Consider the following 26647-nt stretch of genomic DNA (forward strand, 5'->3'; position numbering starts at 1 on the left):
AGGGGATTTCTCGGACCAGCCGCATAAGGCGGTAATTCAACCCTCCGAGGTGATTGAAGTTGCAGGAGAAATCCTTGATCGGATCAGTATCAGGCATTACGGTTATGACCCGACCATGGCGCCCAATGGCAAATCAGTGCTGATCATAACCTTCAAGGCATCCTATGATTACTGGAAAAAACTCCGTGGCAACCGCGTTGGGTATAATAAGGAGAAAAAGCAAGTTGCAGATCAGATTATCAAGGAACTTGCAAATCGCTTTCCCGGGATTGCTGAAAAGATTGAAGCGATTGATGTTGCAACACCTGTGACCTACGAACGATATACCGCTAACTGGAAGGGGGCCATCGAGGGCTGGCTGGTTACTCCTGATACCATTGGAATGGCAATGGCGGACGGCATGGGCAAGACGCTTCCCGGACTCAAGAATTTCTATATGGCCGGGCAATGGGTGGAACCGGGCGGCGGCATCCCGCCGGCCGCGATTTCCGGCAAAAAAGTCATTGAGATGATCTGCAAACAGGACGGCAAACCATTTAAGGCGCTAAAGTCATAGCTGGTATTTTTTCATGGACCCTGTGAAATTCATCATACTCGGCAACGCCCGAACCGGTTCGAATCTCCTGGTAGACCAGCTCAAGGCCTGCCCTGAAGTCCGCGTGCTCGGCGAATTATTTAATCTCAACAGCTTGAAAAAAGTGCTTCAGATTCGGTTTCTTGATAATCCGCTGCAATACCTTGAGGATCAACTGGCTCTCGCTGCTAATGATTCCATCAAAACCATCGGATTCAAGATTTTCTACTATCATGCCACCACGGGGCAACTCTTGCCGGGAAATTATCCGGACAAAAACATTGAATATGCCCCGCCGCATCTGAAAAAAAGGATCAACCGACTCCATGATCTTCTCCGGGAAAAATATAATCTGGAAGAACTTGGCCCCAAAATCCAGGGAGTTTGGGCGTATCTCAAAAATGATCCCGAACTCAAAGTGATTCATCTGAAAAGAAAGAATAAGCTTGCGACGTTTTTATCGCTCAGGCGCGCCTTTATGACCGATGAGTGGACAAAACCCAAAGGGGTAAAAGCACGGGCCATCAAAGCGATTAAAGACATACCAAGAAAGATTTCCGGGGCGGGGGAGATTAATAGCGGCAAATCATCCCGAGAGCCGGTATATCTCTCATATGAGGATTGCCTTGAGGCCTTTGAAAGGAGCACCGCCTGGGAACAGGAGTATGACGAGTTTTTCAAGGATCATGCCAAAACAGATATTCTTTACGAAAATATCAAATCAGATCCCAGGGTGGAGATGGAAAAGATTTATTCATTGCTTGGGCTTGAAGGCGAGGTGGAACTATCCGATTCTCTTGCAAAACAGAACCGTAAGCCCCTGTCGGAATCCATTGCCAATTATCAGGAACTCAAAAACCGATTTGCACAGACCCCTTGGCAGGAGTTTTTTATTGATTAGCGAGGTCTGGTGCTTGATCTTCAATCAACCTTGATTTTGGATTTACCTTTAAGCTCTGCCCCGGTCAAATCCGCAGGATTGGTATATTTTCCGCCCCATTTATAGAAATATTGGCCGCCTTTTGTGGTAATTGAATTTTCCTTAATTGTGATTCCCTGATTGTCATTCCATTGCTCTGTTTCATCGGAGACATAAACCTGAGACAGCTGGGAATCATGGATGGAATTTTTTTCGATAGCCGGTTTGACGGCAGCCTCGAGAAGCACGCCAACCTTGCAGTTTTCTATGGTATTCGAAGTCATCATCGTCTCAATGGGGGCATTGTCTTTACCCTGTCTGGAATTTACCGTCCCTATCTTTATTCCTGCACCGGATTCTTTGACCGTGTTGTTTTCGACTTTTACATAATTGGATTTATTTTCGACAAATATCCCGGCCTTGCCCACTCGTGAAATAGTGTTGTTTGCAATTATACCATGGGAGGAGCCGACATCGAACCAGATGCCGTTGATATTCTCAGCATAATCAACTATACAGTTTTCGACTTTAGCGCCGCGGGTGGCCATGATCTTGATGGCAGCGGATCGAGATCCACCGCCGCCCTGGATCGGCGGATAGTGGTTGTACATCCATTTGAAAGTGGTATCGGTTATGTGGATATCGTCGTTTTTCCCTTCAATCAAATCCTGTTTGTTGCCTCGGTAGGCGGCGATTCCCTGATCAAAGCATTCGATAAATCGGCAATTGGATATTGTTACGTAATCAATCTGTACGAGCACCACCGGTCTGTAGCATTTTTCAAATGTGCAGTTTTTAATTTGAATTTGTGAACGGAAATATTGATTTTTCGTGTCCCATTGAGCAAAAAAGATGCCGCCGCCGGCCTCGACCTTGTCGAGTTCAACAAACGAAACCCCGGTGTAACCGTAAAAATGCAATCCGTCGATGATAATTCCCCTGAAGACCTTTGAGCCGCTCTCAATAATTGCCGTTGCCAAAACCCCGACTTCAAATGTGTAATTATTTGCATCAAAGCCTTTATTATCAATATCTCTGGGAAAAACAGAGAGAGTGCCGTGTTGTGAATCAAAAAACCATTCTCCCGGTTCATTTACTTCCGATAAGGAAATTTCCTGGTGCGGCGGTATGGGGGTTGCCCCTATGGGATCGGCTTTGAGGAAATCCCCCATTTCTTGGCCATTGCTGTTCTGGATCAGGATACGAGGCTGGAATCTGTTTTTGTTGCTTTTTTTTTTGGAAAAGTTTTTAGCATCATCCCATATATTTCTTTGCCAGAGGGTCTTGCCGTTATTGTCATATTTCTGCCAGCCGCCGTTGATCGCAACGGTTCCGGTAAGCACTACTTTTTCGTCTTTGTAATTTCTGATGGTGATCGGCTGTTCATGGCTGCCGGTGATTTTGAGTCTTACGGATTCACGATACACTCCTTCACGGATATTCAAGATGTCCCCTGGACGGAGTTTCTTGACACCTTTGGATATTGTCTTCCATGGATGGATTATGGTGCCGGCTCCGGCCTTATCGTTTCCCTGGGGGGATACGAAAAATTCCTGTGCAAAAGCTTGTGCGCTGAACAGCAGGAAAATTATGATGAGCAGTAGTAATAATGGTATTTTGATCAGCTTCATGGTGTTAATCGTTCCCGCAAGACTCTTAAAATGAATACTGTGTTTCCGACCACATAGCGCTTGAACATTCTTTTCGGTTCCTGAAGAAGGCGATAGAGCCATTCAAGGCCGGCATCTCCCATCCATTTTGGACATCTTTGTTTGGTGCCTGATAAATATTCAAATGCCGCGCCGCAGGTTAGTATTATTTTTACATTTAGACGGTCCTCGTTTTCAAGTATCCATTTTTCCTGAAGCGGCATGCCAAGTCCAACAACGAGGATATCCGGGGTCGCCTGGTTGATTTGTTCCAGTATAGCATGGTTTTCATCTCCCTGTTTTGCAAAATATCCGTGATGCGTGCCGACTATGTTTATTGAGGGATTTTTCTGGCGGAAGATTTCCGCAGTCATTTGCGCAGCGCCATGAGGCCCGCCTAAAAGAAAAAGGCTGTACCCTTTATCGGTGATGAACTTGGCGAGAGGCAGGCCCCAATCGGCCCAGGTAAGTCTAGGCGGTATGGCATGCCCGAGGATTCTCGCACCCAGCACCAGGCCTGCGCCGTCCACACGGACAATGTCGGCGCGGTTGAAAAAATCCTTGAGCCACGGAAGTTTTGCGGCAAGATTCATGCTGTGGACGTTGCCGGACAAGACAAACCCTTTGTCGTTTCTGGCAATGATTTCGGCGATTCCGGCGTGAAGTTCACTAAGGGTGGCCGGGGTTATCGAACTTCCTGCAATATCGACTTTTTTGAGGGGCGAAGGGTTCATTATCCGATTGAATCCAGAAATTCTTTCATGGAGAGGACATAACTTTGCCGTTTGCCGCTGTGGGTCGAGTCGATGGAAATGAAGTTGTTGTCCTGGCTCCAGCGGGGATGGAGGTCGCAGCGGTTGTACTCATAATAGTTCCACGGAGTAAAAAAAGTGCCTACAAGATGCGATTTATTTTTTTCCAGATCATAAATTACCAATCGCTGATTCCTTGCTTTATCCGGATAGGTGTCGGTGAGCAGGAACCGGCCGTCAGTGGAAACCGAGCAATGGCCGTCACCGAAGTGTTCGAGAACATTTTCGCCGATAATTGATATATCCCCATTGGTTGCATTGACCCGGTAATATTTGTCGCCATGCTCATGGGTTCTTGCCCAGGCGACGAGAGTATCATCATCCAGCCAGTGATAATGGGAAACCATGCGGGCGTTCAACAATAGTTTGAGGCAGCTACCGTCATTATTTGCCGCATACAGCCTTGAGAAACGGCCTTGGGGGTTATAATACCGATGCAGGAAAACAAATCTCTCGCCATTGGAGGAATAGATCAGGTGATTCACCTTGTGGTCGGCTTCGAACATCTCGGGAACCGGATGGAGCCCCATAAGTTGCTTTAATGAAATGATCAGATGACCGATGCCGGTCTTGAGATTTATCCGCCATACACCGTCTTTTTCAGCATCCATTTTTCCTGTAAAATTATTTACTTCAGGGGCATATCCATAACAATCCCGGATCAGAAAGAGGCGTTTGTAATTGATGGACAGGGCTTCGGGTTTCCGGGGACTGAGCGCCTGAATCGGCCAGGGGATGAACTGCTCGTAAGTTGAACCTGGACGGATGATTTTCATTCCCAGGATGCCTTCGTTGATCACGTTGAACACCACGCACTGTTCCTGTTCCTGGTCGATTGTTGCCCATTGCGCCATTGCCCCTTGCTGCCAGTTCCAGGAAAGAGTGGTTCCCAGTTTTGCTGGGGCAGCCTTACCCTTTTCAAGAACTATAACTTCCAGTTTGCCTTTCTGCCAATGGTGGAGAAGCATTTTTTGCATATCGTCCGACCAGGGGGATTTGTCGTAATAGCCGTAGAAATATTCACCGGGGATTGGTTCGATTCTCGCCCACTCAAAGGCTGATTGTAACTTCACCAGCGGCTGCAGCCTGAATTGGAAGCCTCTTTTTCGATAAAAAACGTAGGTGAGGCGTTTATAGGATTCTTTTACAACAATGCGAAGCAATGGAAAATTCTCCAGCACTTTTGCAATTATCCTTTCGATTTTTGAATAGCCGCCCATAAGCCAGCGTCCTTCTGATTTTTGAGGCTGATTAACTAGTGTCTGTCCCTAAACGGTCTTTTTTCCCGATCTCTGTGTTATACGAAAAAAATAATGCTCGGAATATCCTACATATGCCTGTGCTTATTTTTTTCGTATGCCTTAATCTCGAACAAGAATCCTCGTTTATGGACAGACACTAACTACTCATCTTTTGTCCGAAACTGGGCGATTTCTGAAATCAGTTTTCCCGCAACAAGAAGGGAGAGAAACGATAACCGCCGGAAGATATTTCTTTTTTTTGTTGCTGCCCAGGCGGTTTTCAGGGTTTTTGCCAATCCCCATTTTCTTGTTTCCGTATTAAACGACCCCTTCTCGAATTTCTGTTTCAAGAGCCCTCTGGCAACGCCCGCCTTCCAGCGCACCCCAATATACCCTTTGAGGGTTTGGGGCCAGTGATGATAGTTTAGCGCATCTTCGGCATAGATAATCAACATATTATTGCGCAGCAGCTGGTGGCCGAAGTTACGGTCTTCCCCCCTTGTCAGGGATGTATCAAAAAAAATTCCATGGTTTTTTACCGGATTCATTTTGAAGGCAAGATTCATGCTGCAGATCATTGAGGGCGACTTGACGACATTGCCGTCTCTATCGCGAAGTTTGGGCATATCCTGGCTGATGAATTGCACGAGAGAAGCATACAGATTTTCAGGAAATAAATTATCTGTTCTGCCTTGAACTGCAACAGCTTGAGGATTTCTCAGGAAAGTTTGGTCAATTGTGTTGAGCCAGTGGGGATCTGCCACGGCATCATCATCAATAAATGCCAGTATTTCCCCCTTGCACTCTGTCAAAGCGGCGTTTCTGGCAGAGCTGATGCCGATTTTATCTTCAAAAACGTATTGTATGGGAAAATGTTGCGCCATCTGCTCGACTACTTTTTGGGTATCATCAGTCGATGCATTATCGATGATGAGGATTTCATCGGCCGGGCGTGTCTGGGCGGCAAGACTGTCCAGGGCTTTTTTCAGCAATGGCGCCCGGTTTCGGGTTATGATGGCAACGGTGATGGAACTTTTGTTCATTTTTTGTGTTTCTTGATCTGTTCCTTATACGTATCTTCAAGGATTTTTGTCTGTTTTTTCAGGTCGAATAATTCTAAGGCCCTTTTTCTGCCGATGACGCTCAATCTCTGCCACAGATCATTATTATCAAAGAGCCGCATGATTTTTTCTGCAAGTTCATGACTGTTTTTTGGTTTTGCAAGGCAATCGGCCAAATCTTCACCCAATGCTTCCCGGACAGGAGCTACATCGAATAAAGCCATGGGAAGCCCCATGGCCATTGCTTCCTGCACAAAGGTCGGTAAACCTTCCCACAGGCTCGGAACGCTCAGGACGGTTGCTTTATTCATCCATTCTTTTACCACATCATGGGGTTGTGTTCCCAGAAATTCGATGTTTTTCAGAGAGATCTGCGTCTGTTTCTCGAGAGTTTGACGATACGGTCCGTCACCGATCACCACAAGTCGAATGTCCGGCCTGAGTTTCTGGATTTCCGCCATGGCTTCAATCAAATACTGGCAGCCTTTGAATTCTTCCAGGCGGCTCACAAAAAGGACAACGGGTTCCCGCTGGATGGTCTGATCGGGTTTGAATTGGTCAAGATCGATGCCGATATAATGGACAAGGATTTTTCCTTCGGGATATCCCTGAGCCAGAAGCCCTTGTTTCACGGAGTTTGATACAGCAATGAAAAGGTCGGCGGTATGGATGAGTCTGGCACGTCTCCGAAGGTATATTTTAAAGGTGATTCTTTTCTGCTTTCTTTTCCACTCATCCGAAGTGTATGCGTCGGTGCCGTGAAAGGTGACGATCAGCGGGATTCTTTTGTTTTTATGGAGCGGCAGATAGAGGGTTGCGTCCTTTCCCATATGCACATGAACAAGGCGGGGATTTATTTCATTGATTTTTTTTTCAAGATACGGCGCAAAACCAAAAAGCTTATACATTGCCTCGCGGATAAGGCCCAGAGCTGTGCCGTTATTTAATAAAAAAACTTGATTATTTGGCAGCTCCAACCCGGGTACTCGCCGGGAGCCTATAAAATACGGCGTGAATTTCCTGAGCGTTCCGGCCTGGTTTCTGATGAAGGTTTCGGATGGTGGGAGGATAAGATCCCTGTAAATGATGATGGATTCCAGCGCAGTCATATCTTCAGTTATCTACCAGATCGGTTCTTGGAGCAGGGGGGATGTTGAAGCCGATCACCCCGGAGCCATTATTATCATTATTAAAGATCATGGCGTTAAGGGCTTTCCCCTGCATGTGAATAATTGTTTCCGCCGGTGACGGAGTATTAAAGCATACCCCGGCCAGTTCATTTACATCCGGAATCCTTGGGCCGGTGACCGGGTCATTAACCTGCCTGATATCAATAACTATCTTAGTACCTTTCTGCTGTACATTCCAATCAAGGTAATTCTGCATCAATCTGAAATTGAGAATCTGGGCGGTAGTCCCAACCCAGATCGATCCTTTTTGATAGAAGTCGGCAAGCATCTTCAAGGCTTTCGCATCTTCCGGCGGAAAAAGTTCATCCTCCAGCGCCGGCGGTTTTGCCAGATGCGTATAAATTATCATATAGCCTTGATTTTTCACCAGGTCTGAAAGCACTGATTTGTCGAGGCTGTATCGCAGACTATGGCGGGTAGGGTCCCAGAGTTTTTGACGATCCGGATGTCTGGCAAATCGATTAAAGGCGAGCATCGGGCTGCCATCGCGGAGAAATGTTTCGTGTGTAAGATCAAGAAGTTGTTGTGAAGTTCTAATCCGGGATGACCTGCGGAGCATCTGTTTGGCAGTATTTTTTAAAAGGTTTACCGCGATTCGTTTTAAGTTTTTAGATTTTACCCCGGGATGATTTGTGGATAAAGGCCAGGGTGAGAGTTCCGAGTTCCAGTAATATTTGATTCCCAATTCTTTGATAAACGGCATGGTGAAATAAGGTGATGTCGGGTTATCGCCTTGATATTCCGGCCAGAGTCTGGCATGTAAGTTCTGATAGTTATTGGGGGAGCCGTGATTGATCCAGATTGGAATCTGTAGGTTGGCGTGTGCAAAATCTGAATTGAGATTTTTGGCGATGGTTTGCAGAAATTCAGGTTTTGGGGGCCCATGATTAAAATCACCCCAGGCATGGAGCGAATCGATAAGCCCGTCACGAACCGCCTGAATGATAAACTCCGCTTCCTTGGGGCGATTCGAGCCGTCCGGGTTAAAAAAAGCCAGGTGGCGAGGATCATTGGCCACGGCGAAGAATGAATCGGCAACCGGCAGCCCCAAACCGTGTTTTGTGGAGTTGATAAATTTGTGAATTTCAATAAAGGTTTGAAGATCGCAATTATCAATATCCGAACACAAGGCCAGGCAGGCCTTGAAGGGATATGGCATGGGCCTCAGAGTTATTGATGTAGTTGGCTTTGTGTTTGCGAGAAGCATTTGATCTTTGGCGGATGTTGACGAGGTTTAAGCAAATAGTATCATAAATGTCTGGAAAGAAAATCAGCAACATATCGTACTTGAATGTCTTCCAGAATTGAGCCGTCTTCAGCAATGAAGAGCTCCTGAAAGGGGATATCATGCCGGCCGAAATGTTGATTGATTGCACCGACCAGTCGGATAAAATCAAGAGATCGGAGCTGGAGATCGCCCCCCAGATACGTATCAGCAGTAATATTGTGAACAGGCTGGCCGGATTGGCTCGCCATCTCAGTTATAATTGTAATGAGTTCATTGGTAATATCGTTGCTGGCAGTCATTTTGGTTCCTTTATAATCGGTAAAAATCAGAGTCAGAGTTAATCGAAACGTCAGCCAGGATATATGCCGGATAGATTTTATCTGCAGGATCTTTCGTCATATTTCAAGCAATATGCGGGTGTTGTCCTGGATATTTACCAAATTAACGGGTTTATTTGGCTTGACATTTCGACTGTTTTTTTATCATTAATGACGCATATGATTAGTTAAATCGTTCGTGAATTGGAAGTCAAATCCAAGGATAATGTAACAGTTTTTTCCCTTATAATTTCTGCATTTTCTATACTGAAAGGAAAACGTTAGGAAGTTACACTGAACAGAAAGAATATCAATAGAAATTTATTAATGATTTGTTGATTTGTTTTACTGGCACTACGAATGATATGAAAGCGGCAAGAGGATTTTTTTTACTTTGAGTGCATGGAGTTACAATGACTGAAAAGAAACAGATAGAATTATCAGAAAAATTGAACAGCAAACCTTCTGATATCGCAATCATCGGCATGTCCTGCCTCTTGCCCAACGCTGCCGATCTGCCTCAGTATTGGGATAATATCATTTACAAGGTAAACAGTCTTCGTGAGATCCCCGCCGACCGCTGGGATTGGCGGGAATTTTACAATGCTGATTCTGGAGACGAGCACTCGATCAATTCAAAATGGGGCGGTTTTATTGATCCGCAGCCTTTTGACCCGGCCGAATTCGGCATGCCGCCAAACAGTGTCCAGTCGGTGGAACCCCTGCAATTACTCACCCTGGCCACTGCGCAAGCGGCCCTTAAAGATGCCGGATATCTTGATAAAACGTTTCCCCGGGAGACAACCTCGGTGATACTGGGTATTGGCAGCGGTATTGCCGATCTTGCCCTGCAATATAGTTTCAAAGCCCATGCCCGTATGTTTTTCAAGGATGTTTCGGGGATCGACCAGAATCTGCCGAAATGGACCGAGGATTCCTATCCAGGCATATTGCCCAATGTGACTGCCGGTCGTATTGCAAATCGTCTGGATCTTGGTGGGGTGAATTTTGTAGTGGATGCCGCCTGCGGATCATCCCTCGGGGCGATTTATCAGGGAGTAAAGGAGCTTGAGACCGGCACCAGCGACATGGTGATTACCGGCGGTGCTGAAGGGAGTCAGAACCCGTTTGCTTATTTCTGTTTCAGTAAAACCCATGCCCTGTCTTCAACCGGCGAATGTCGGGTCTTTGATCAGGGCGCAGACGGCACGGTTTTGAGCGAAGGAATTGTCATTGTCATCCTCAAACGGCTTGACGATGCTGTCCGTGATCATGATCGAATCTACGCCGTGATAAAATCCGTTGCCGGATCCAGCGACGGCAAGGATAGGGGCTTGACGGCTCCCCGTCCCGAAGGTCAGCACCGGGCGTTGGAACGGGCTTACGCTAAATCCGGCGTTGATCCCGATGATATCGGTCTGATTGAAGCACACGGCACCGGTACGGTGGTTGGTGATCGCATTGAAATAGAATCCCTCAGCCGGATATTTACCCAAAAGGAGAATCAACCGCCGAAACATGCCATCGGCTCGGTCAAATCCCAGATCGGTCACTCCAAGGGGGCGGCCGGTGCGGCCGGACTGGTCAAGGCGGCCCTGGCGCTTTATCACAAAGTGCTGCCGCCCACCGCCAATGTGAAGTCGCCAAACCGGGCCCTTGAAAATACCTCCCTCTACGTCAATTCTCAAACCAGGCCATGGATTCATTCCAGGGATACGGTGGGACGTTGCGCCTCGGTCAGCGCATTCGGGTTCGGCGGCACGAATTTTCATGCAGTTCTTGAGGAATTTACTGCTGCTGAGAATTTCAAAGAGGCGCCGGTAAACAGGTGGCCGGAGGAGTTGTTTGTCTGGCGGGGTGAGAATCCTGCTGCAATACAAAAGAAGCTGCAGGGGTATGTGATAACGCTGCAGAATGCCGGGCCGCCAAGCCTGCTTGAACTTTCCTGTAAATTATGGGATGAGGCAAGGGCTTTTTCCGGAAAAACCCTGGCGATTGTTGCATCATCCAAAGAAGACCTCAGGAACAAGATTCTTAAATTCATCCGTAAAGCCGATGAGGCCGGCACCGGGAATCCTCTGGCCATCAATGACAGCCTTGGGATTTTTTATAACGATGAACCGCTTCTCGATACAGGAAAAGTCGCGTATCTGTTTCCCGGGCAGGGCGCGCAATATCCCGGCATGCTTAATGATCTTGCCGTGCATTTTTCTGAGGTGCGTATAGGTTTTGAGATTGCTGACCGGATACTTTCCGGGAAATATGATCAACCTTTGAGCGCCACAATATTTCCGCCGCCTTTTTTTACTCCCGGGCAGGAGGAGGCAGCTAAAAAGCAACTCAGCCGGACCCATACAACCCAGCCAGCGGTGGGTGCCGCAAGCCTGGGAATCTGCAATTTACTTGATTCCCTGGGTATCCGGCCGGAGCTTGTCTGCGGCCACAGCTATGGCGAACTTTCAGCGTTGCGGCAGGCAGGGGCCATAACTGTGGAAGATTTTTTTACCCTTTCCGAAATACGCGGCAGGTTGCTTGCCGAGGCAGGGAAAGAGAATCCCGGCGCCATGGCGGCAATTGATACGGAAGAAGAAATTGTTAAACCGATGCTTAGCGAGTACGTCGAATTATGGATTGCAAACTGTAATTCGCCAAAACAGACGGTTGTTTCCGGCAATATCGGAGAAATAGAAGCATTTGTCGAAAAAGCAAGGGCCGCAGGCTTTCGCGCCACCCGTCTTCCGGTTTCAGGTGCATTTCACACGCCCTTTCTCTCCACAGTTAAGGAGGCGTTTTCCGCAGTTTTACAGGATACTGATTTTTCCACAGGCACGGTCCCGGTCTACTCAAATACCAGAGCTGAACAATATCCCGGAGACCCTGCTGCAATGCGTGAGGTGCTTGCCGGGCAGATCATCAATCCGGTGCGCTTCATTGAGGAGATTCGGGCCATGTATGAGGCCGGGGCACGGGTATTTATCGAGGCAGGACCCCGCAATATTCTCGGCACACTTGTTACGCAGATTTTAGCGGATTTTCCCCATGCGGTAATCACCCTGGATAATCCCGGCGAACACGGGGTACGGCAATTATTGCTCGGTCTCGGGAGTCTGGCCGCCCAGGGAGTGAATGTCAACTTTGATCGATTATTTGCGGGAAGGATCCCAGTAGGGGAAAAGGATGGAAGAGCCACATCCTCTGTAAAGAAGAAAGCCAGTTCCACCAAAATCATGCTGAAGCTGGGGAAGACCTGGCCATCAGCCGAGTCGCGCAGCAGTGTAGCAAACAAGGCTGCGCAATCTGCTCTTGAAAGAATCCAAAAGAATCCTGCCATGGAAATGTTTGCAGCAGGCCGCGGGGCAGCACATATCGGCGACGGAGATATGGACGGAGTGATCATCCAGTATCAGAAGAGCATGCAGCGCTTTCTCGACATGCAGCGCGAAATAATGCTCACTTACCTGGAAGGCGCTCCCCCTGAGGGGGCGGCAAAATCTCAGGCCCTTAAACAGAATGGTGCGGGGGCAAATATTGTTGTGCCTTCTCCGGAACCAGTCCCGAAAGCACCGCAACCATTGACAGTCGGGCTTAATGCCGAGGTTTTGAAAGAGAAGATCCTTGCCCTGGTCAGCGACCGTACCGGGTATCCCCGTGATATGCTTGACCCGGATGCTGACATGGAAGCGGATATGGGGATTGATTCCATCAAGCGTGTGGAGATCCTGGGGGCCATTCAAAAGGAACATCTTTCCCAATACGATGAGCCCAATGCCCGGCAGACTCAGGATTTGGCCGAACGAAAAACCCTGCAGGGGATTATTGACTGGCTCATCGATTTTATCAGTTCCCAACAGGGGGTGGCGGAAGTTTCTCAACCAGTTCAGCAAAAAGCCGCCGGCCCTGACGTGAAATCCCGGATTCTCAATATTGTCAGTGATCGGACCGGGTATCCCCTTGATATGCTTGATCCGGCTGCGGACATGGAAGCGGACATGGGGATTGACTCCATCAAGCGCGTGGAAATTCTTGGGGCGCTGCAAAAGGAACTCCTCTCGCAATACGATGAGCCAAATGCCGGGCAGACCCAGGATTTGGGCGGCCGGAAAACCCTGCAGGGCATAGTTGACTGGGTGGTGGAATTTACCGGGGCAATCCAGCCTGGGGCAGGCGAGCCGGTAATCCCTCAACACACGAAAATCCTACAACCGGAAAAACTTGAAGTTCCTTTGCAGGCAGAGGATCTCATCTTGCCGCGCTACGAGGTGCGGATCTCTGAAATGCCTTTTCAGGAGGACGCGAAAGAGGTTCTGCCGGCAAAAGGGGTGGTTGTCATAACCGACGATGAGCAGGGCCTGGCAAGGGAAATCCAGGGAATTCTACAAAACAAAGGTTTGAGCACGGTGCTTCTTCGACTGAGTGAAGCCGAGGAAAGCAGCGCTGAAAATGAGCTTTGCTGCCGTTTTGATTCCTTTGAAGGGGCAAGCAAAGCAATTGGCACCATCCGTAAAAAATACGGACCGATCAGCGGCTTAATCCACCTTGCAGGGTTGCGGGAGATGATGCCCTACGATAAGTTGACCCTGAGCGAATGGCAGAAGAGGCTCAGGGAGGATGTGAAAAGTCTCTTCTATCTTATCAAGGCATCGGCTGCTGACCTGCAGGTCCAAGCGGAAACCGACCGGGCATGGATTGCCGGGATCACCAATCTTGGCGGTACGTTTACCCTTGAAGACCTGATCAGCGAATCGACCTTTAATCCCGGTCACGGCGGAATTGCCGGAATGCTAAAAGCCCTTCAGCGGGAATGGCCGGTTGCCACCTGCAAGGCCATTGATTTTGATCCGGTTCTCGACCAATCTTTTGTCGCCCAACAGATTGTCCGTGAGCTTACTTCGCTGGAATGGGATGTGGAGGTGGGATTCAGGGAAGAAAAAAGGCTTGTGGTGCGGGTTATTCCCACTCCGTTGATGGATGATCCTGAGAAACCAGCTCCACTTGCCAAGGATGATATTGTCGTGATAACCGGCGGCGCCCGGGGGATTACCGCGGAAATCGCCATTGAAATCGCTGAGCAGTATCAGTCGACCCTCTTGCTTCTCGGACGCTCTGCCCCCATTGAGCCGGAATCAGAGGATACGGTGGATTTATCCGATCACAAAGAGATCCGTGCCGCTCTATTTAAGAAAATGCAGGTAAAGGATAGTTCTGTAAAACCAGCGGATGTGGAAAGGGTCTTTAAGCAGATTCTAAGAACTCGAGAGATGTCGGCAAATTTCAGGGCCATGGAAAAAGCGGGCTCCATCGTGCGATATTTTCAGGCGGATGCCTGCGATGAACCGGCAATGACCCGGACCCTTGAGAAGATTTACAACGAATACGGCAGGATTGATGCATTTGTCCACGGCGCGGGAATTATCGAGGATGCATTTATTGAGTCCAAGTCGCCGGAGTCCTTCGAGCGGGTGTTTGATACCAAGGCGGAGAGTATTTTTATATTGGAAAGATTGCTCCGCGGCGAGACTCTGAAACTCATGGTGCTTTTTGCCTCGGTGGTCGGTCGTTTCGGGAATGCCGGACAATTGGATTATGCGGCCACCAATGAGGTAATGAACAAGGTTGCCTGCCGTCTGAACCGAAGATGGCCGGGAAGGATTCTCTCCATTGACTGGGGGCCGTGGGCCGATGCCGGCATGGCTTCCCCTGAAGTTCAGGCGCAGCTCAGAGAGCGTGGCATCAAACTCGTTGATCCGCCAAGAGGCCGGTACATGTTTGAGCGGGAAATCCGCCTGGGCCGCAAAGAGGATGTTGAAATTGTCATCGGCGGCGGACTCTGGGGTTCAAAGGACGAAGAAATCAGGCTCACCGACCAGGACGTTCTGCCATTGCTTGATGGCGATCCTCCCGGACTTGTCGGTCATGAAGTCTGGCACTATAACGAGATCATTGATCTGCCTCGGCATCCCTATCTCCTTTCCCATCTCATGGCGAGCAAACCGGTGATCCCGGTGGCAATCATCATAGAATTGATGGCGGAGATCATTAAATACGGCTGGAATGATTGGATTGTCACCGGCCTTGAAGACCTGCGGATCATCAAGGGAATCATTATTTATCCGGGGCGGACCGGCATCAGAATTACCGTGTATCCCACTGAATCACAGGCGTTGAAAGCCGGAACAAGAGTAGTGGAAGCCAGAGCCTTTCAGGCGGACAATCCCAAGTTCCCGACCCATATGGCGAAATTCACCCTGGCGCATCAATTGCCGGATTCGCCGCGCTATGATCCTGAAACACTGGGTGAATTGGAAGCTTATCCGCTTTCCATTGAAGACTGCTACGACCAGCTGCTTTTTCATGGCCCGAAACTTCAGCATGTCGAGGAAGTCCTGGGAATCGGTGAAAATGCCATTCGCAGCCGCATGAGAATTTCAGATCCTAAAGAATTTCTTGACCGATTCGTGGAACACGGCTGGATAATCGATCCGGTAATCATTGATTGCCTTTCCCAGCAGATTAACTTCTGGACCAGGGCGAAGCTGGGCTCTTCAAGCTTTCCCACGAACCTTGGCAGTTGCCGTCTGTTTAATGCGTCGCCGGCTGAACAGCTTTTTTGCGATACGCGAATCACCAGAGTCAGCAGCGGCGGCAGTCTGGTTGTGGCGGATATCCGGTTGTGGAACGATAAGCACGAGACCGTGATGCTTGTCGAAAACATGGAGTTTTCAAGCAGTGAGAAATTGAATTACCTGCACAAGGAAGAATTGAGATCGGAGATGATTCTAGATGATTGAGCCGCAAGATATAGCAATAATCGGCGCAGCCGGTGTTTATCCGAAAGCAGGGAACTTCAGGCAATTCTGGCGCAATATCCTCAACAAGGTGGATGCGATCACCGATGCCCCGGAAGAGTGGTTGCGGGAAGACCTCTATGATCCGAATTCAAGCGAGTTTCATCATGTGTATACGATTCGCGGCGGCTTCATCAACGATTATACCGATTTTGATCCAACCGAGTTCGGGGTGCTGCCCAACTCCCTGGAAGGGACTGATCCGGAACAGTTTCTGCCCTTAAACGTTGCCAAGGCGGCGCTGATCGATGCCGGATATTTTGAACGGGATTTCAACCGCGCACGCACCGGGGTGATATTAGGCCGTCAGACCCTTTTTCACCGGGCCAACTGCACCTATCTTCAGCAGGCCCATGGGGTGGGGCAAACCATTAAGGTTATTAAAGCGCTGCTCCCGGAAACCCCGGACTCGCTTCTTAATACTCTGGAACAGAAATTACGCGCCAGCATTCCGAAGGTCACCCCTGATAACTGCAGTATTGCCGCCCCCAGTCTGATCACCGGGCGCATTGCCAACCGCCTTGATCTGCAGGGCCCTAATTACGGGATTGACGCGGCCTGCGCCTCGTCGCTCATTGCAATGGATCAGGCAATCCTTGAACTTCAACGCAACCGCTGCGATATGGTGATCAGCGGCGGTCTCCAGGCCAGCAGTCCGTATGCGGTTTTTATCGTTTTCTGCCAGCTGAGCGCTTTGACGAGAAAAGCTTCGCTGCGTCCCTTCGGGGTTGGCGCGGACGGGACGCTGCTTGGCGAAGGCATGGGCATGGTGGTTCTTAAAAGACTGAGCGATGCGGAGCGGGACCATGACCATATCTATGCAGTGATAAAAAGTGTGGGCTCGTCAAGCGACGGCAAAGGCTTGGGTGTGCTGGTGCCACGCTTTGAAGGACAGCTCCTGTCCCTTGAACGGGCTTATGAGTCACCGGACCTTGATCCGCAAACCGTCGGGCTTATCGAAGCACATGGAACCGGCACTCCGGTTGGAGACGAAACAGAAATCCGCACGCTCAAACATTTTTTCGGGGAAAGAAAAGGCGAAATGCCTCATATGGCGCTTGGCTCTGTGAAATCGATGATCGGCCATAGTATGGCCGCGGCAGGCGCCGCCAGTGTGATCAAAAGCATGATGGCCCTGTATCATAAAGTTTTGCCGCCAACGTTGTGTGACGAGCCCGATGCAAAATTTGAATTTCCAAAAAGCACGATGTATGTGAACACTCAGGTCCGACCCTGGATTCACGGATTGGAAACTCCAAGACGAGCCGGAATCAATGCCTTCGGGTTCGGTGGAATCAATGCCCACCTGGTGCTTGAGGAATACCTGGGAAATTCCAATAACGATAAGCAGATTCCCATTCCCTTGGAATGGCCATCGGAACTGGTTTGCCTTAAGGCATCAAGCCGTGATCAATTACTGAAAGATATTGAGCGGTTGCTCGTGTATCTTATTGAAAATAATGATAAAAGTCTTGCTGATATTTCCTATACAATGAACTGCGATCAGTCTGGAACAGGAGATAAAATCCTTTCTGTTATTGCTCCAACGATTGATGGACTTCTCGATAAACTGACTTCAGCAAAGGAACAACTCGAACAATCAGATAAAACCATTTATGATCCGCGCGGCATTTTTTATTTTGCCGACCCTCTGGGGAAAAAGGGCAAGATTGCAATACTCTTTCCCGGGCAGGGCGCCTCTTACGTCAACATGCTTTCCGAGCTCTGTATGCATTTTCCGCCGGTCAGGGAATACTTTGACAAGGCGGATCGGATATATGTAAAGCACGGGTTTAGTACACCGTTGAGTCGGGTTCTGTACCCGCCGCCAGCGCATTCCATTGAAGATAAAGAAGCGCCGGGGCGTTTGATGTTTTTGCGGCATTACAATAATTCCGCCCTGTGGAGCGCTAACTCCGCATACTATTATCTAACAACAAAACTGGGTATTACAGCTGAGCTTTTTGCCGGGCACAGCACCGGGGATTTTAACGCTCTGATTGCCGCAGGCGCAATTCCTCCTGAAGCGGAAAACTTTATCGTTGATTTGGAACTGGACTTTAATGACCACGTGAAGGCATACGCTGAAAAACTTCCAAAGGTGAAAACGCTCACTGTCGGAGGGATTCTGCCGGAAGAAATCATAAAAGTGGCAAAAGAATCCAAGGGAGAAGTCCAGGTGGCCCTTGACAATTGCCCCAACCAGATTTTTCTCTGCGGCAGTGCGTCCGGGATTGTCCGCGCGCAGGAAAAACTTGTATCCAAGGGGGCGATCTGTCTGCCGGTGGCAATTAATCAACCATTTCATACAAGCTGGTACGAACCGCTTTTTAAACCATTACGCGAAAAATTTTCAGATATCCCCACTCAGAAAGCTCATGCAAAGATTTATTCAAGCGCCCTTGCATCAGACTATCCTGCAGATCCCGAAGAGATCCGCGATCTTTTCTTAAAACAGTGGATGATGCCGGTGCGGTTCCGTGAAACCATTGAAAAGATGTATGCCGATGGTGCACGGGTATTCCTGGAAGTTGGGCCGAACAGCAATTTATGCGGTTTTGTCCGGGACACGTTGGGAAAAGCCGAACATATTGCCGTACCACTTAATATGCAGGGTAAAAGCGATCTCAATCAGCTTAATCTTGCTTTGGGAACCTTGGCCGCCCACGGGATAGACTTGGATTTGGCTTATCTCTATGAGGGAAGGGAGGCAAAGGCTTTGCCGATCTTTCGTGAAATACAAACAGGTCAAGATACTGCTCTACCTAAAAAGAGCCGGGCGGTGAAATTAAATCAGGGGCTTCCCGTACTCAACCTGGATGAGGAAACAGTGCAACTCTTCAGGAGAACAATTCGAGCATCTTCAAGCGGTGTTGGGGATGAACTTCCCTCAGGAAAAAAGGAGGACGCAATGTCTTCATTCATGCAGACCATGGACCAATTTCTTTCCCAGCAGCATGAAGTCATGACCCGCTATCTTGCAAAGAAAAAATCGAAGCCTTAATGCCAAATCTTCAAGTACGGTTGTGGGCCACAAACCCCAAAATAAGGGCTCTGAACATGAACATTCAGAGCCTCCGCCGTTGCTCGAAGTCCAGGAGCCTGTCGGCGAATTCCGAATCTACTGCAGGGAGCGTAGACTCCGAAAACGATAAAATCGGTCCATATTTCCGAAAATCTGGTCTCGATTTCTCAATTTTTCGTACTATCTTAATTCTCCGACAGGCTCCTACTAGCGTTTATCTGGCCATAATGTTTAACTGTCAAACATTATGGCTAGAGCCGGGATTTTAATTGCTCACCTTGGATGAAGAAACAGTTAGCTAGTCCATTGGCAATGGCAATGCTTTTTAGGGTAACATCCTTAAATCAAGTCGGCTGCATCAGTTGGTTGACAAAATGATCAAGTAGCGCCATTAAGCAATTAACCTTCGGCTTCGCTCTTCTGGCTATCATGTCGGAAAAGAAAGGATCAGACGGATTCCAATGGTAAAGAACATAACTCATTTTATTGATAATTTGGGGAAAACCGGCATCGGAATTATTGATATGCTGGGATCTGTTCTGTTGTTTTTTCTGCGAGCCGTTATTTCTGTTTTTCAGCGTAAGCAGTTGGCGAGCATTGTAAAACAGATCTATTTTATCGGCACCAAGTCAATCCTCATCGTCCTGCTGGTGGGAATATTCACCGGGATGGTCCTGGGGTTGCAGCTTTATCATACTCTGGTCAAATTTGGCGCCGGCGGCGTTTTAGGCTCTGCCGTGGGTCTTTCCCTGATCAGGGAATTGGGGCCGGTGTTGACCGCCATGATGATTACCGCCCGGGCTGGCTCTTCCATGACCACCGAAATCGGCATCCAGCGGATTACCGAACAGATTGATGCCCTTTCCACCATGGGCGTCGATCCCATGGGTTACATCGTCAGCCCCCGGATTATTGCGGCGGTTATCAGTTTCCCCCTGCTGACAACATTTTTTGACCTGATCGGCATATTTGGCGGTTATATATCCGGAGTGCAGCTGCTCGGACTTGATTCCGGGGCATATTTTTTCAGGATTCAGTCAAGTGTTGAAATGGAGGACATAACCAGCGGTTTTTTCAAGGCAGTGACCTTCGCCCTCATCGTCTCGACAATCTGCTGTTATCAAGGATATTTCTGCCATCTTCAGAAAGACAGTCATGGCGCCAAGGCAGTGGGGAATGCGACGACAACCGCGGTCGTTACCTCCTGCGTGCTCATTCTCATTGCCGATTATGTGGTGACTTCATTGCTGTTTTAGCAGGCAAAAAAAAGCCGACAAAGGGCACTAAACAGGCTCCCGGGTTAGATATTTATGGATATTCCTTTGATTGAGTTCAGAAATGTTACCAAACGATTCAACGGTCTGACCGTTCTCGACGGTGTCAATCTGCAGATCAACCAGGGAGAAGTAACGACCATCATTGGCAAGAGCGGCAGCGGCAAGAGTGTGCTTCTCAAGCATATCGTCGGCCTGATGATTCAGGATGAGGGGAGTATTCTGTATAAAGGGCAGGATATTGCACAATTTTCCCCAAAGGAAAAAAAATCCTATTTCATGCAGATAAGCTACATGTTTCAGAATAATGCCTTGTTTGACTCCATGACGGTTTATGAAAATATTGCTTTTCCCCTGCAGTACACCACAAAATTGAGCGCCGGTGAGATCAGTGACAAGGTGAAAGTCAAGCTGGAGCAGACCGAACTTGTCGATATGGCGGGCAAGTATCCTGCGGAACTGTCCGGCGGCACCCAGAAACGGGTTGCTCTCAGTCGCGCACTGGTAACCGAACCCCAGTTGGTGTTGTTTGATGAGCCCACCACCGGGCAGGATATTGTGCGGCGGAACGCTATTCTCAGTATGGTTTCAGAGTATCGGAAGAAATTTGGATTTACCGCCGTAATTATCAGCCATGACATCCCTGATATTTTTTTTATTTCCGATCGAATTCTGGTGCTTCATGACGGAAAGATCGTCTTTCAGGGCACCCCGGAAGAGCTTGATGATTTCCAGCACCCGTTTGTGGACGAGTTTATTGAGAGTCTTGAGGGGTTTGAGGAACGTCTTACCGGGCTCTATTCCAAACGTGCATTCAAGATGCGCTATCAGAATGAGCTGAAGAAAAATGATTCAAGCGAAACATTTATTATAATCGCCTTCTCGGTCAAAAGTTTTGGATCGTATTGTGAAAAGGTCGGCTATACAGCCGGTCAGAAAATGATCAGGGCTCTGGGCCAGTATATGAACAAGCATTTCAGTGCGGTGGGTGGGTTTTCTGTAAGGCAGAAACTGAATCAGTTCATCACTGTTCTGCCTTTTTCAGATTATAATGAAGCCCGTGAGCTTGTCGAAGAATTTTCCCGGGATCTGGCCAGTGACGGGTTGGAAGAACTGAAGCTGCAAATACCGGAATGCGAGTGTGCCGAACTGAGTGTTCTGGTAAATTTTGCAGAGGGTAAATCCGGACAGGATGAGATACTGGATATTTTCAAGAAGGCCCGGAATAATCAAAAAGAGATTTTAAGAATACAAATCGGAAAGGGCAGTGCATCATGAAAAAATATTCCCAAGAGACAATGGCTGGAATTTTTGTGCTGGCAGGTTTAATCGCTATCGGAATCCTGACGGTAAAGGTGGGAAGCCTGACCCTGCTCGGCCAGGACACCTATTCTCTGTTTGCAAGATTCAAGACAGTTGCCGGACTGAACAGCGGAAATACCATTGAAATGTTCGGCATAGAAGTGGGCAAGGTCGCAGGGTTTACCCTGGATCAGGACAAACAGCTGGCCGTAGCGGAACTGAAGATCAGAAAAGGGGTAAAGATTTATGATGACGCCCTTGCTTCAATCAAGACCTCCGGATTGCTGGGGGATAAATATATCAGTATCGATCCAGGCGGCGGGTCTGACAAACTTTTGCGCCCCGGGGATTTTATCATTGATACCGTGCATCCCATGGATTTGCAGGATATGATCGGTAAATTCGCTTTCGGCAGTGTGCAGGAAGGCAAACCAGACAAATAAAGGAACATTGATGAAAATAATAATGGCTGTAATCCTGCTGGTTTTGATCCCTTCGGCACTGCTTGCCGCCTCGCCGATTGATTCCGTCAAGGTCAACGTGGATGAGGTTTTGCAGATCCTGCAGGATCCAGCTCTCAAAGGCGAGGAGCATAAAACCGCTGCAAAGGCCAGAATATGGGCGGTGGTTGACCGGGTTTTTGATTTCAGCGCCCTTTCGCAGCGAACCCTTGGCAGGAACTGGAACGCTATCTCTGCTGAGGAAAAGGAGACCTTCATTCGTTATTACCGGCTGTTCCTTGGCCAGATATATCTGGACAGGGTCATGGAATTTACCGGTGAAAAAGTTGAGTATGTCAAGGAGGTCATGCTGAGCGCCGAGAATTCGGAAGTGCAGACCAAACTCATATCGAACACTCAGGAGATTGAGGTCGACTACCGGTTGCTGAGATTCCAGGATGATTGGAAGGTGTATGATGTGGTGATCGAGGGGGTCAGCATGGTCCAGAATTATCGCAGTCAGTTCAATCAGATCCTGGCCAGGCAAAGCATGAAAGAACTCCTTGATATCTTGATTGAAAAAGTCGATAAAAAGCAGCAAAACAGATGAATTCCTGCTTGATATATCTTCCGGTGCAGAAGCTGTCTGTCTGAAGCGTTCTTCGCATGTCTTCCCGGATTTTTATTCAGGGGTTCTGGTGGCGGCCGTCAGGTCCCTGGATTCGGAAGGCGGGGCTGCCGGCTGGACGGCAATCCCTTGGCCCTTATCCGGCGGAACGACCATGCCGCCGGAAATGATCAACTTGAAGGCCTCGTCAGTAGTCATGTCCAGAGAGACCATCTCTTCTTCCGGCACCAGAATATAGAATCCCGAAGTGGGGTTGGGGGTGGTTGGCAGAAAGACGTTGATGACCTTTTTGTCCGTGATCCGCTGCACCTCACCCTTGGTGATCCCGGTGACAAAGCCGATGGCCCAGATGCCGCGGCGGGGATACTCGATGAGGACAACCTTGCGGAAGCCCTTTCTCTCCTGACCGAAAGTTGTGTCCGCCACCTGTTTGAACAGGGTATAAATGCTCTTGATCAGCGGGATTCTGTACATGAACCGTTCGAACATGCCCACGGCCAGGCGGCCGATAAAATTTGCGGTGAGCATGCCGGTGAGGATGATAAGCAGAATGCTGATGATAATCCCCAGGCCTGGTATTTTAAAGCCCAGCAATCTTTCCGGCTGCAGAAACGGCGGGATGATTTTATAGAAGAGAATGTCTACTCTGCTCACCACGGCATGGACGACCATGATGGTCAAGCCGATGGGACCAACCACGAGCAGGCCGGTGATGAAATAGGTTTTCAGCTTCTGTTCTAAAAAATGATTCAACTTGTTTTTCATGGCAATTCCTGGTCAACCTGAACTAGAACTTTTTAAATTGTATGTTTTCTGTCTTCTTTTATACTTAATAAATGCGGCAGGCTTTTTTCTCCCAGGATTTTTTTTTCGGATTATCCATGTTTCCCTATTGTCTGGGAAGAGGAAAAAGGTATCATTGAGACATCAATTTATCGATATTTCTGATATACCATTGTCAGTACACCGGGGGCAAATACTATAATCCGGTTTTATTTCCGGGTTGATAAACAATCCGGTTCCGTTGATGATCAGCGTTCCATGGGTTCATTAATCTTTTGAAGCAAAGATGTTGAGGGGAATTGCTGGCGGATGGAATTCAGGATTCTGAGTTATAACATGCATCGGGCCATCGGCCTTGACCGGCGTTTCCGTCCGGAGCGCATCGCCAGTATTCTGGCCCATCATGATGCCGATATCATACTGCTGCAGGAAGTTGATGTGGGGGTTCCGCGGTCGCGGATGCTGGACCTTGCCCGGGAAATGGCCGACCGTCTGGAATTTAGTCATGTTGCTGTCGGCCTTAATGTCAAATTGCGTAAAGGCATGTATGGCAATGCGACTTTGAGTCGTTTCCCTATCCTTCAGGAAAGAAATATTGATCTGACCATCGGCGCCCTCAAGGCCCGTGGCTGCCTGTTCACGAATCTGGAGCTGCCGGGAGATGTGACAGGAGAGATGCCTTTAGGCCTTGCCGTCTTCAATCTGCACCTTGGCCTGTCGGCCAGGGAAAGGACACAGCAGCTGGGGCGTCTGGTCCGGTCTGCCGAGTTCAGCCGACTTTCATCCCAGGATCTCTGTCTGGTTGCCGGAGATTTTAATGACTGGCGGACATTGCTGACCCCGATCCTTACCGAATTCTATGGTTTTACCTGCGCCACCGACCACGGGATCGTCACCCGCAAACCCTTGTTGACCTATCCATCCTTTGCTCCGGCCGGGGGCTTGGATAAAATATTTTGTCGCGGCAGGATAAATGTTCTCAACAGCCGCCGCTGCCGCCTGATGACCTCAAAAGTGGCAAGTGATCATCTGCCGGTTCTGGTAGATTTTCAGGTTCAGGATGCCGATGAGCATATTTCAGGGAAAACCACAGCGAGCAGGAATGCCGGTTGATTACTTGAATTTTGACAATACTTTCTGGGCGCCCTTTTTCAGTTCCTCCCAGGAGCTGTCGATTCCTTTCCTGACGGATTGCCATGCATCTTCACCGGCCTCGGAGAGGTCCTGCAGTTTTTCCTTGATCTCTTTTTCACTCTTTTCTTCCAGCCGTTTAATTTCTGTCAGGGCTTCCTCTTTGGTCTTGCCGATCATTTTCCCGGTGCTTTTTTTAAGGTCTTTCAGCTTGGCATTGAAGTCATCAAGTTCCGCCTTGATTTTATCTTTATACGATTCTTTCTGGCCGGAGTCTGCCGGCATACAGTCGCTTCTCCAGCAGCAGGCGTACTGATCGCAAGTAATCAGCCCGGTCTGAAAACAGGCGATATTGCCTTCCTTGATCTGGATGGCATGGATCAGGTCGGCCTTTTTCATTTTACCCGCGGAAATTCCCAATTCTTTTGCCCGTTTTTTAATTTGAACCATCTGCATGAATGAGCCTCCTTCAATGTTTAGAGTCAGTTTGTAATAGACCGTGATATTTTCTCTTGGTTTTATGGAATCCGTATATTTTGATTGTAGCTTGAGCATAATAGAACTCTGCAGAAAACAGTGGGCTTAAGTCAAGGAAAAAACACGGGCAATCTCGGCAAGTACCGGAAAAGATATAATCCTTGCATTGCAGGCTATTTTCTGAAGATCATAAGATACCCGTCAAGTGCGGAACTGATCATGGCGGTGGGCGGAGATTTCTGTCCCGATGCTAAGTGAATATACAGGAAACAATGGATACTTATTTACAATTCATTTTTGATTTCTGGCCGCATTTTGTAACGGCGGCCACCATCCTGTTCACGGTCTTGACCGCAGTGCATGTCATCATGCTGAAGCGTGATCCCCGGGCAGCCATCGGCTGGCTGGGTCTGGTCTGGTTCGCTCCGGTGCTGGGGGTCTGTATGTACTGGCTGTTCGGCATCAATAGAATAAAGCGGCGTGCCAGAACAAAATTCGCGGGCCGGGAAGCGGTTTATTTTCCCAGACAGGAAGTCGCTGTTTCTCCTGAACAGGTTGAGAATTTGTTCGGGCGGACCAATTCCGGGATGCAAGCCCTCTGTCGTCTGACGGACCAGGTGACCATGAAACCGCTACTGGGCGGCAACAGGATTGTTCCTCTGATAAACGGCGATCAGGCCTATCCGGCAATGCTTTCGGCAATTGAGGAAGCCTGTATTTCAATCTCATTGTCCACCTATATTTTTGACAATGATTCCTGGGGCCGGAAGTTCAGGACGGCCCTGCGTGAAGCTGTCCGGCGGGGAGTCGAGGTCCGGGTTCTGGTTGATGCGGTGGGTGCCCGTTATTCATTCCCATCGATAGTCGGCGGGTTGACCAGCGATGGGGTACTGGTATCCAGATTTATGAAAACTCTGCTGCCATGGCGTTTCAGATATGTGAATCTGAGGAATCACCGGAAAATAATGGTGACGGATGGAAAGACTGGATTCACCGGGGGAATGAATATCAGGGGGGGCCATGTTCCGGAGGGCAAGGCCGATTATCCGCTGCAGGATATCCACTTCAAGATTCAGGGTCCGGTGGTGGCTGGACTGCAGCAGGTCTTTGCCGAGGATTGGCTCTTCAATACCGGGGAAAAGCTTGAGGGGCCAGCCTGGTTTCCGGTTCTTGAACCATGTGGAGAGATAATCGCCCGCGGGATATCGGACGGACCGGATGAGGACTTTGACAAGCTTCGGTTTGTGATGATGGGGGCGATTGCCGCGGCCAGGACTTCCATAAGGATCTCGACCCCATATTTTGTGCCTGACAACGACCTCATCACCGCGCTGCAGGTTGCCGCTCTGCGGGGGGTGCAGGTCCAGATTCTGCTTCCTGCCACAACCAATCTCCGCATGGTCAAGTGGGCATCTGATGCCTCACTTGAGGATTTGGTCCGATCCGGTTGCATGATCCTTTATTCGACAGCGCCGTTCGATCACTCAAAACTGATGGTGGTTGATGGGGAATGGGTGCTCCTTGGTTCCGCCAACTGGGATGCAAGAAGCCTGTCGCTTAATTTCGAATTCAATGTGGAATGTTACGACAGAAGATTTGCCCGGATCGTGGAAGATATTCTCGACCGCAAGGTGGGGAATTCAAGGGAGCTGATCTTAATGGACCTGATCTCAAAGAATATTGCGGTGCGATTCAGAAATCGATTTTTCCGATTGTTTTCACCGTATCTGTAAGGGATAATTGTTTTTATT

19 protein-coding genes are annotated in these 26647 nt (G+C 48.8%); 10 read left to right on the forward strand and 9 right to left on the reverse strand.

Annotation, left to right across the window (positions count from 1 at the left end; all coding sequences use genetic code 11):
• Together KKE17_08785 and KKE17_08790 are read left to right on the forward strand one after the other, a co-directional pair.
• Positions 1-556, forward strand: a 556-nt coding sequence (locus KKE17_08785) for an NAD(P)/FAD-dependent oxidoreductase (protein MBU1710083.1), incomplete at its 5' end; no start/stop codon positions are given.
• 13 nt (positions 557-569) lie between these two features.
• A complete protein-coding gene (locus KKE17_08790; protein ID MBU1710084.1) occupies positions 570-1475 on the forward strand; it encodes a hypothetical protein in 906 nt (301 codons plus the stop codon).
• 20 nt (positions 1476-1495) lie between these two features.
• On the opposite strand, the gene KKE17_08795 is transcribed toward KKE17_08790, so the two are convergent.
• From KKE17_08795 to KKE17_08825, 7 genes are all read right to left on the reverse strand, one after another.
• Complete coding sequence (locus KKE17_08795) at positions 1496-3124, reverse strand: right-handed parallel beta-helix repeat-containing protein (GenBank protein MBU1710085.1); 1629 nt, start codon at positions 3122-3124, stop codon at positions 1496-1498.
• Positions 3121-3876, reverse strand: a complete 756-nt coding sequence (locus KKE17_08800) for a WecB/TagA/CpsF family glycosyltransferase (protein MBU1710086.1) — start codon at positions 3874-3876, stop codon at positions 3121-3123. The genes KKE17_08795 and KKE17_08800 overlap by 4 nt, the downstream gene beginning before the upstream one ends.
• Positions 3876-5174, reverse strand: coding sequence for a hypothetical protein (locus KKE17_08805; protein ID MBU1710087.1), 1299 nt, complete (start codon positions 5172-5174; stop codon positions 3876-3878). Before KKE17_08805 ends, KKE17_08800 begins: the two co-directional genes overlap by 1 nt.
• Before the next feature lie 182 nt (positions 5175-5356).
• Entirely contained in the window at positions 5357-6238 is an 882-nt protein-coding gene (locus KKE17_08810) for a glycosyltransferase (protein ID MBU1710088.1), read from the reverse strand.
• Complete coding sequence (locus KKE17_08815; GenBank protein MBU1710089.1) at positions 6235-7365, reverse strand: glycosyltransferase; 1131 nt, start codon at positions 7363-7365, stop codon at positions 6235-6237. The genes KKE17_08810 and KKE17_08815 overlap by 4 nt, the downstream gene beginning before the upstream one ends.
• A 4-nt stretch (positions 7366-7369) precedes the next feature.
• Positions 7370-8605 carry a hypothetical protein gene (locus KKE17_08820; protein MBU1710090.1) on the reverse strand — a complete coding sequence of 412 codons (1236 nt, stop codon included), beginning with the start codon at positions 8603-8605 and terminating at the stop codon, positions 7370-7372.
• Between the two features lie 89 nt (positions 8606-8694).
• Complete coding sequence (locus KKE17_08825; protein MBU1710091.1) at positions 8695-8973, reverse strand: hypothetical protein; 279 nt, start codon at positions 8971-8973, stop codon at positions 8695-8697.
• A 431-nt stretch (positions 8974-9404) separates the two neighbouring features.
• On the opposite strand from KKE17_08825, the gene KKE17_08830 reads away from it, so the two are divergent.
• The 6 genes from KKE17_08830 (at position 9405) to KKE17_08855 (ending at position 22487) form a co-directional block, all read left to right on the forward strand.
• Positions 9405-15779: an SDR family NAD(P)-dependent oxidoreductase gene (locus KKE17_08830; protein MBU1710092.1), complete on the forward strand. Its 6375-nt coding sequence runs from the start codon at positions 9405-9407 to the stop codon at positions 15777-15779.
• Positions 15772-18840, forward strand: coding sequence for an acyltransferase domain-containing protein (locus KKE17_08835; GenBank protein MBU1710093.1), 3069 nt, complete (start codon positions 15772-15774; stop codon positions 18838-18840). Before KKE17_08830 ends, KKE17_08835 begins: the two co-directional genes overlap by 8 nt.
• A 482-nt stretch (positions 18841-19322) precedes the next feature.
• A complete protein-coding gene (locus KKE17_08840) occupies positions 19323-20117 on the forward strand; it encodes an ABC transporter permease (GenBank protein MBU1710094.1) in 795 nt (264 codons plus the stop codon).
• Positions 20118-20171: 54 nt separating this feature from the next.
• A complete protein-coding gene (locus KKE17_08845; protein ID MBU1710095.1) occupies positions 20172-21413 on the forward strand; it encodes an ATP-binding cassette domain-containing protein in 1242 nt (413 codons plus the stop codon).
• Complete coding sequence (locus KKE17_08850; protein ID MBU1710096.1) at positions 21410-21880, forward strand: outer membrane lipid asymmetry maintenance protein MlaD; 471 nt, start codon at positions 21410-21412, stop codon at positions 21878-21880. The genes KKE17_08845 and KKE17_08850 overlap by 4 nt, the downstream gene beginning before the upstream one ends.
• A 10-nt stretch (positions 21881-21890) precedes the next feature.
• Positions 21891-22487, forward strand: a complete 597-nt coding sequence (locus KKE17_08855) for an ABC transporter substrate-binding protein (GenBank protein MBU1710097.1) — start codon at positions 21891-21893, stop codon at positions 22485-22487.
• Between the two features lie 72 nt (positions 22488-22559).
• On the opposite strand, the gene KKE17_08860 is transcribed toward KKE17_08855, so the two are convergent.
• A complete protein-coding gene (locus KKE17_08860) occupies positions 22560-23270 on the reverse strand; it encodes a DUF502 domain-containing protein (GenBank protein MBU1710098.1) in 711 nt (236 codons plus the stop codon).
• Between the two features lie 327 nt (positions 23271-23597).
• Between KKE17_08860 and KKE17_08865 the strand changes: the two genes are divergently transcribed.
• Positions 23598-24401, forward strand: coding sequence for an endonuclease/exonuclease/phosphatase family protein (locus KKE17_08865; GenBank protein MBU1710099.1), 804 nt, complete (start codon positions 23598-23600; stop codon positions 24399-24401).
• On the opposite strand, the gene KKE17_08870 is transcribed toward KKE17_08865, so the two are convergent.
• Entirely contained in the window at positions 24402-24875 is a 474-nt protein-coding gene (locus KKE17_08870; GenBank protein MBU1710100.1) for a hypothetical protein, read from the reverse strand.
• Between the two features lie 293 nt (positions 24876-25168).
• Between KKE17_08870 and cls the strand changes: the two genes are divergently transcribed.
• The gene (gene cls, locus KKE17_08875; GenBank protein MBU1710101.1) at positions 25169-26629 is read left to right on the forward strand and encodes a cardiolipin synthase; all 1461 of its coding nucleotides are present in this window, start codon (positions 25169-25171) and stop codon (positions 26627-26629) included.
• Positions 26630-26647 lie beyond the last annotated feature (18 nt).

The organism is Pseudomonadota bacterium (genome assembly GCA_018823135.1).
Classification (GTDB): Bacteria; Desulfobacterota; Desulfobulbia; order Desulfobulbales; family CALZHT01; genus JAHJJF01.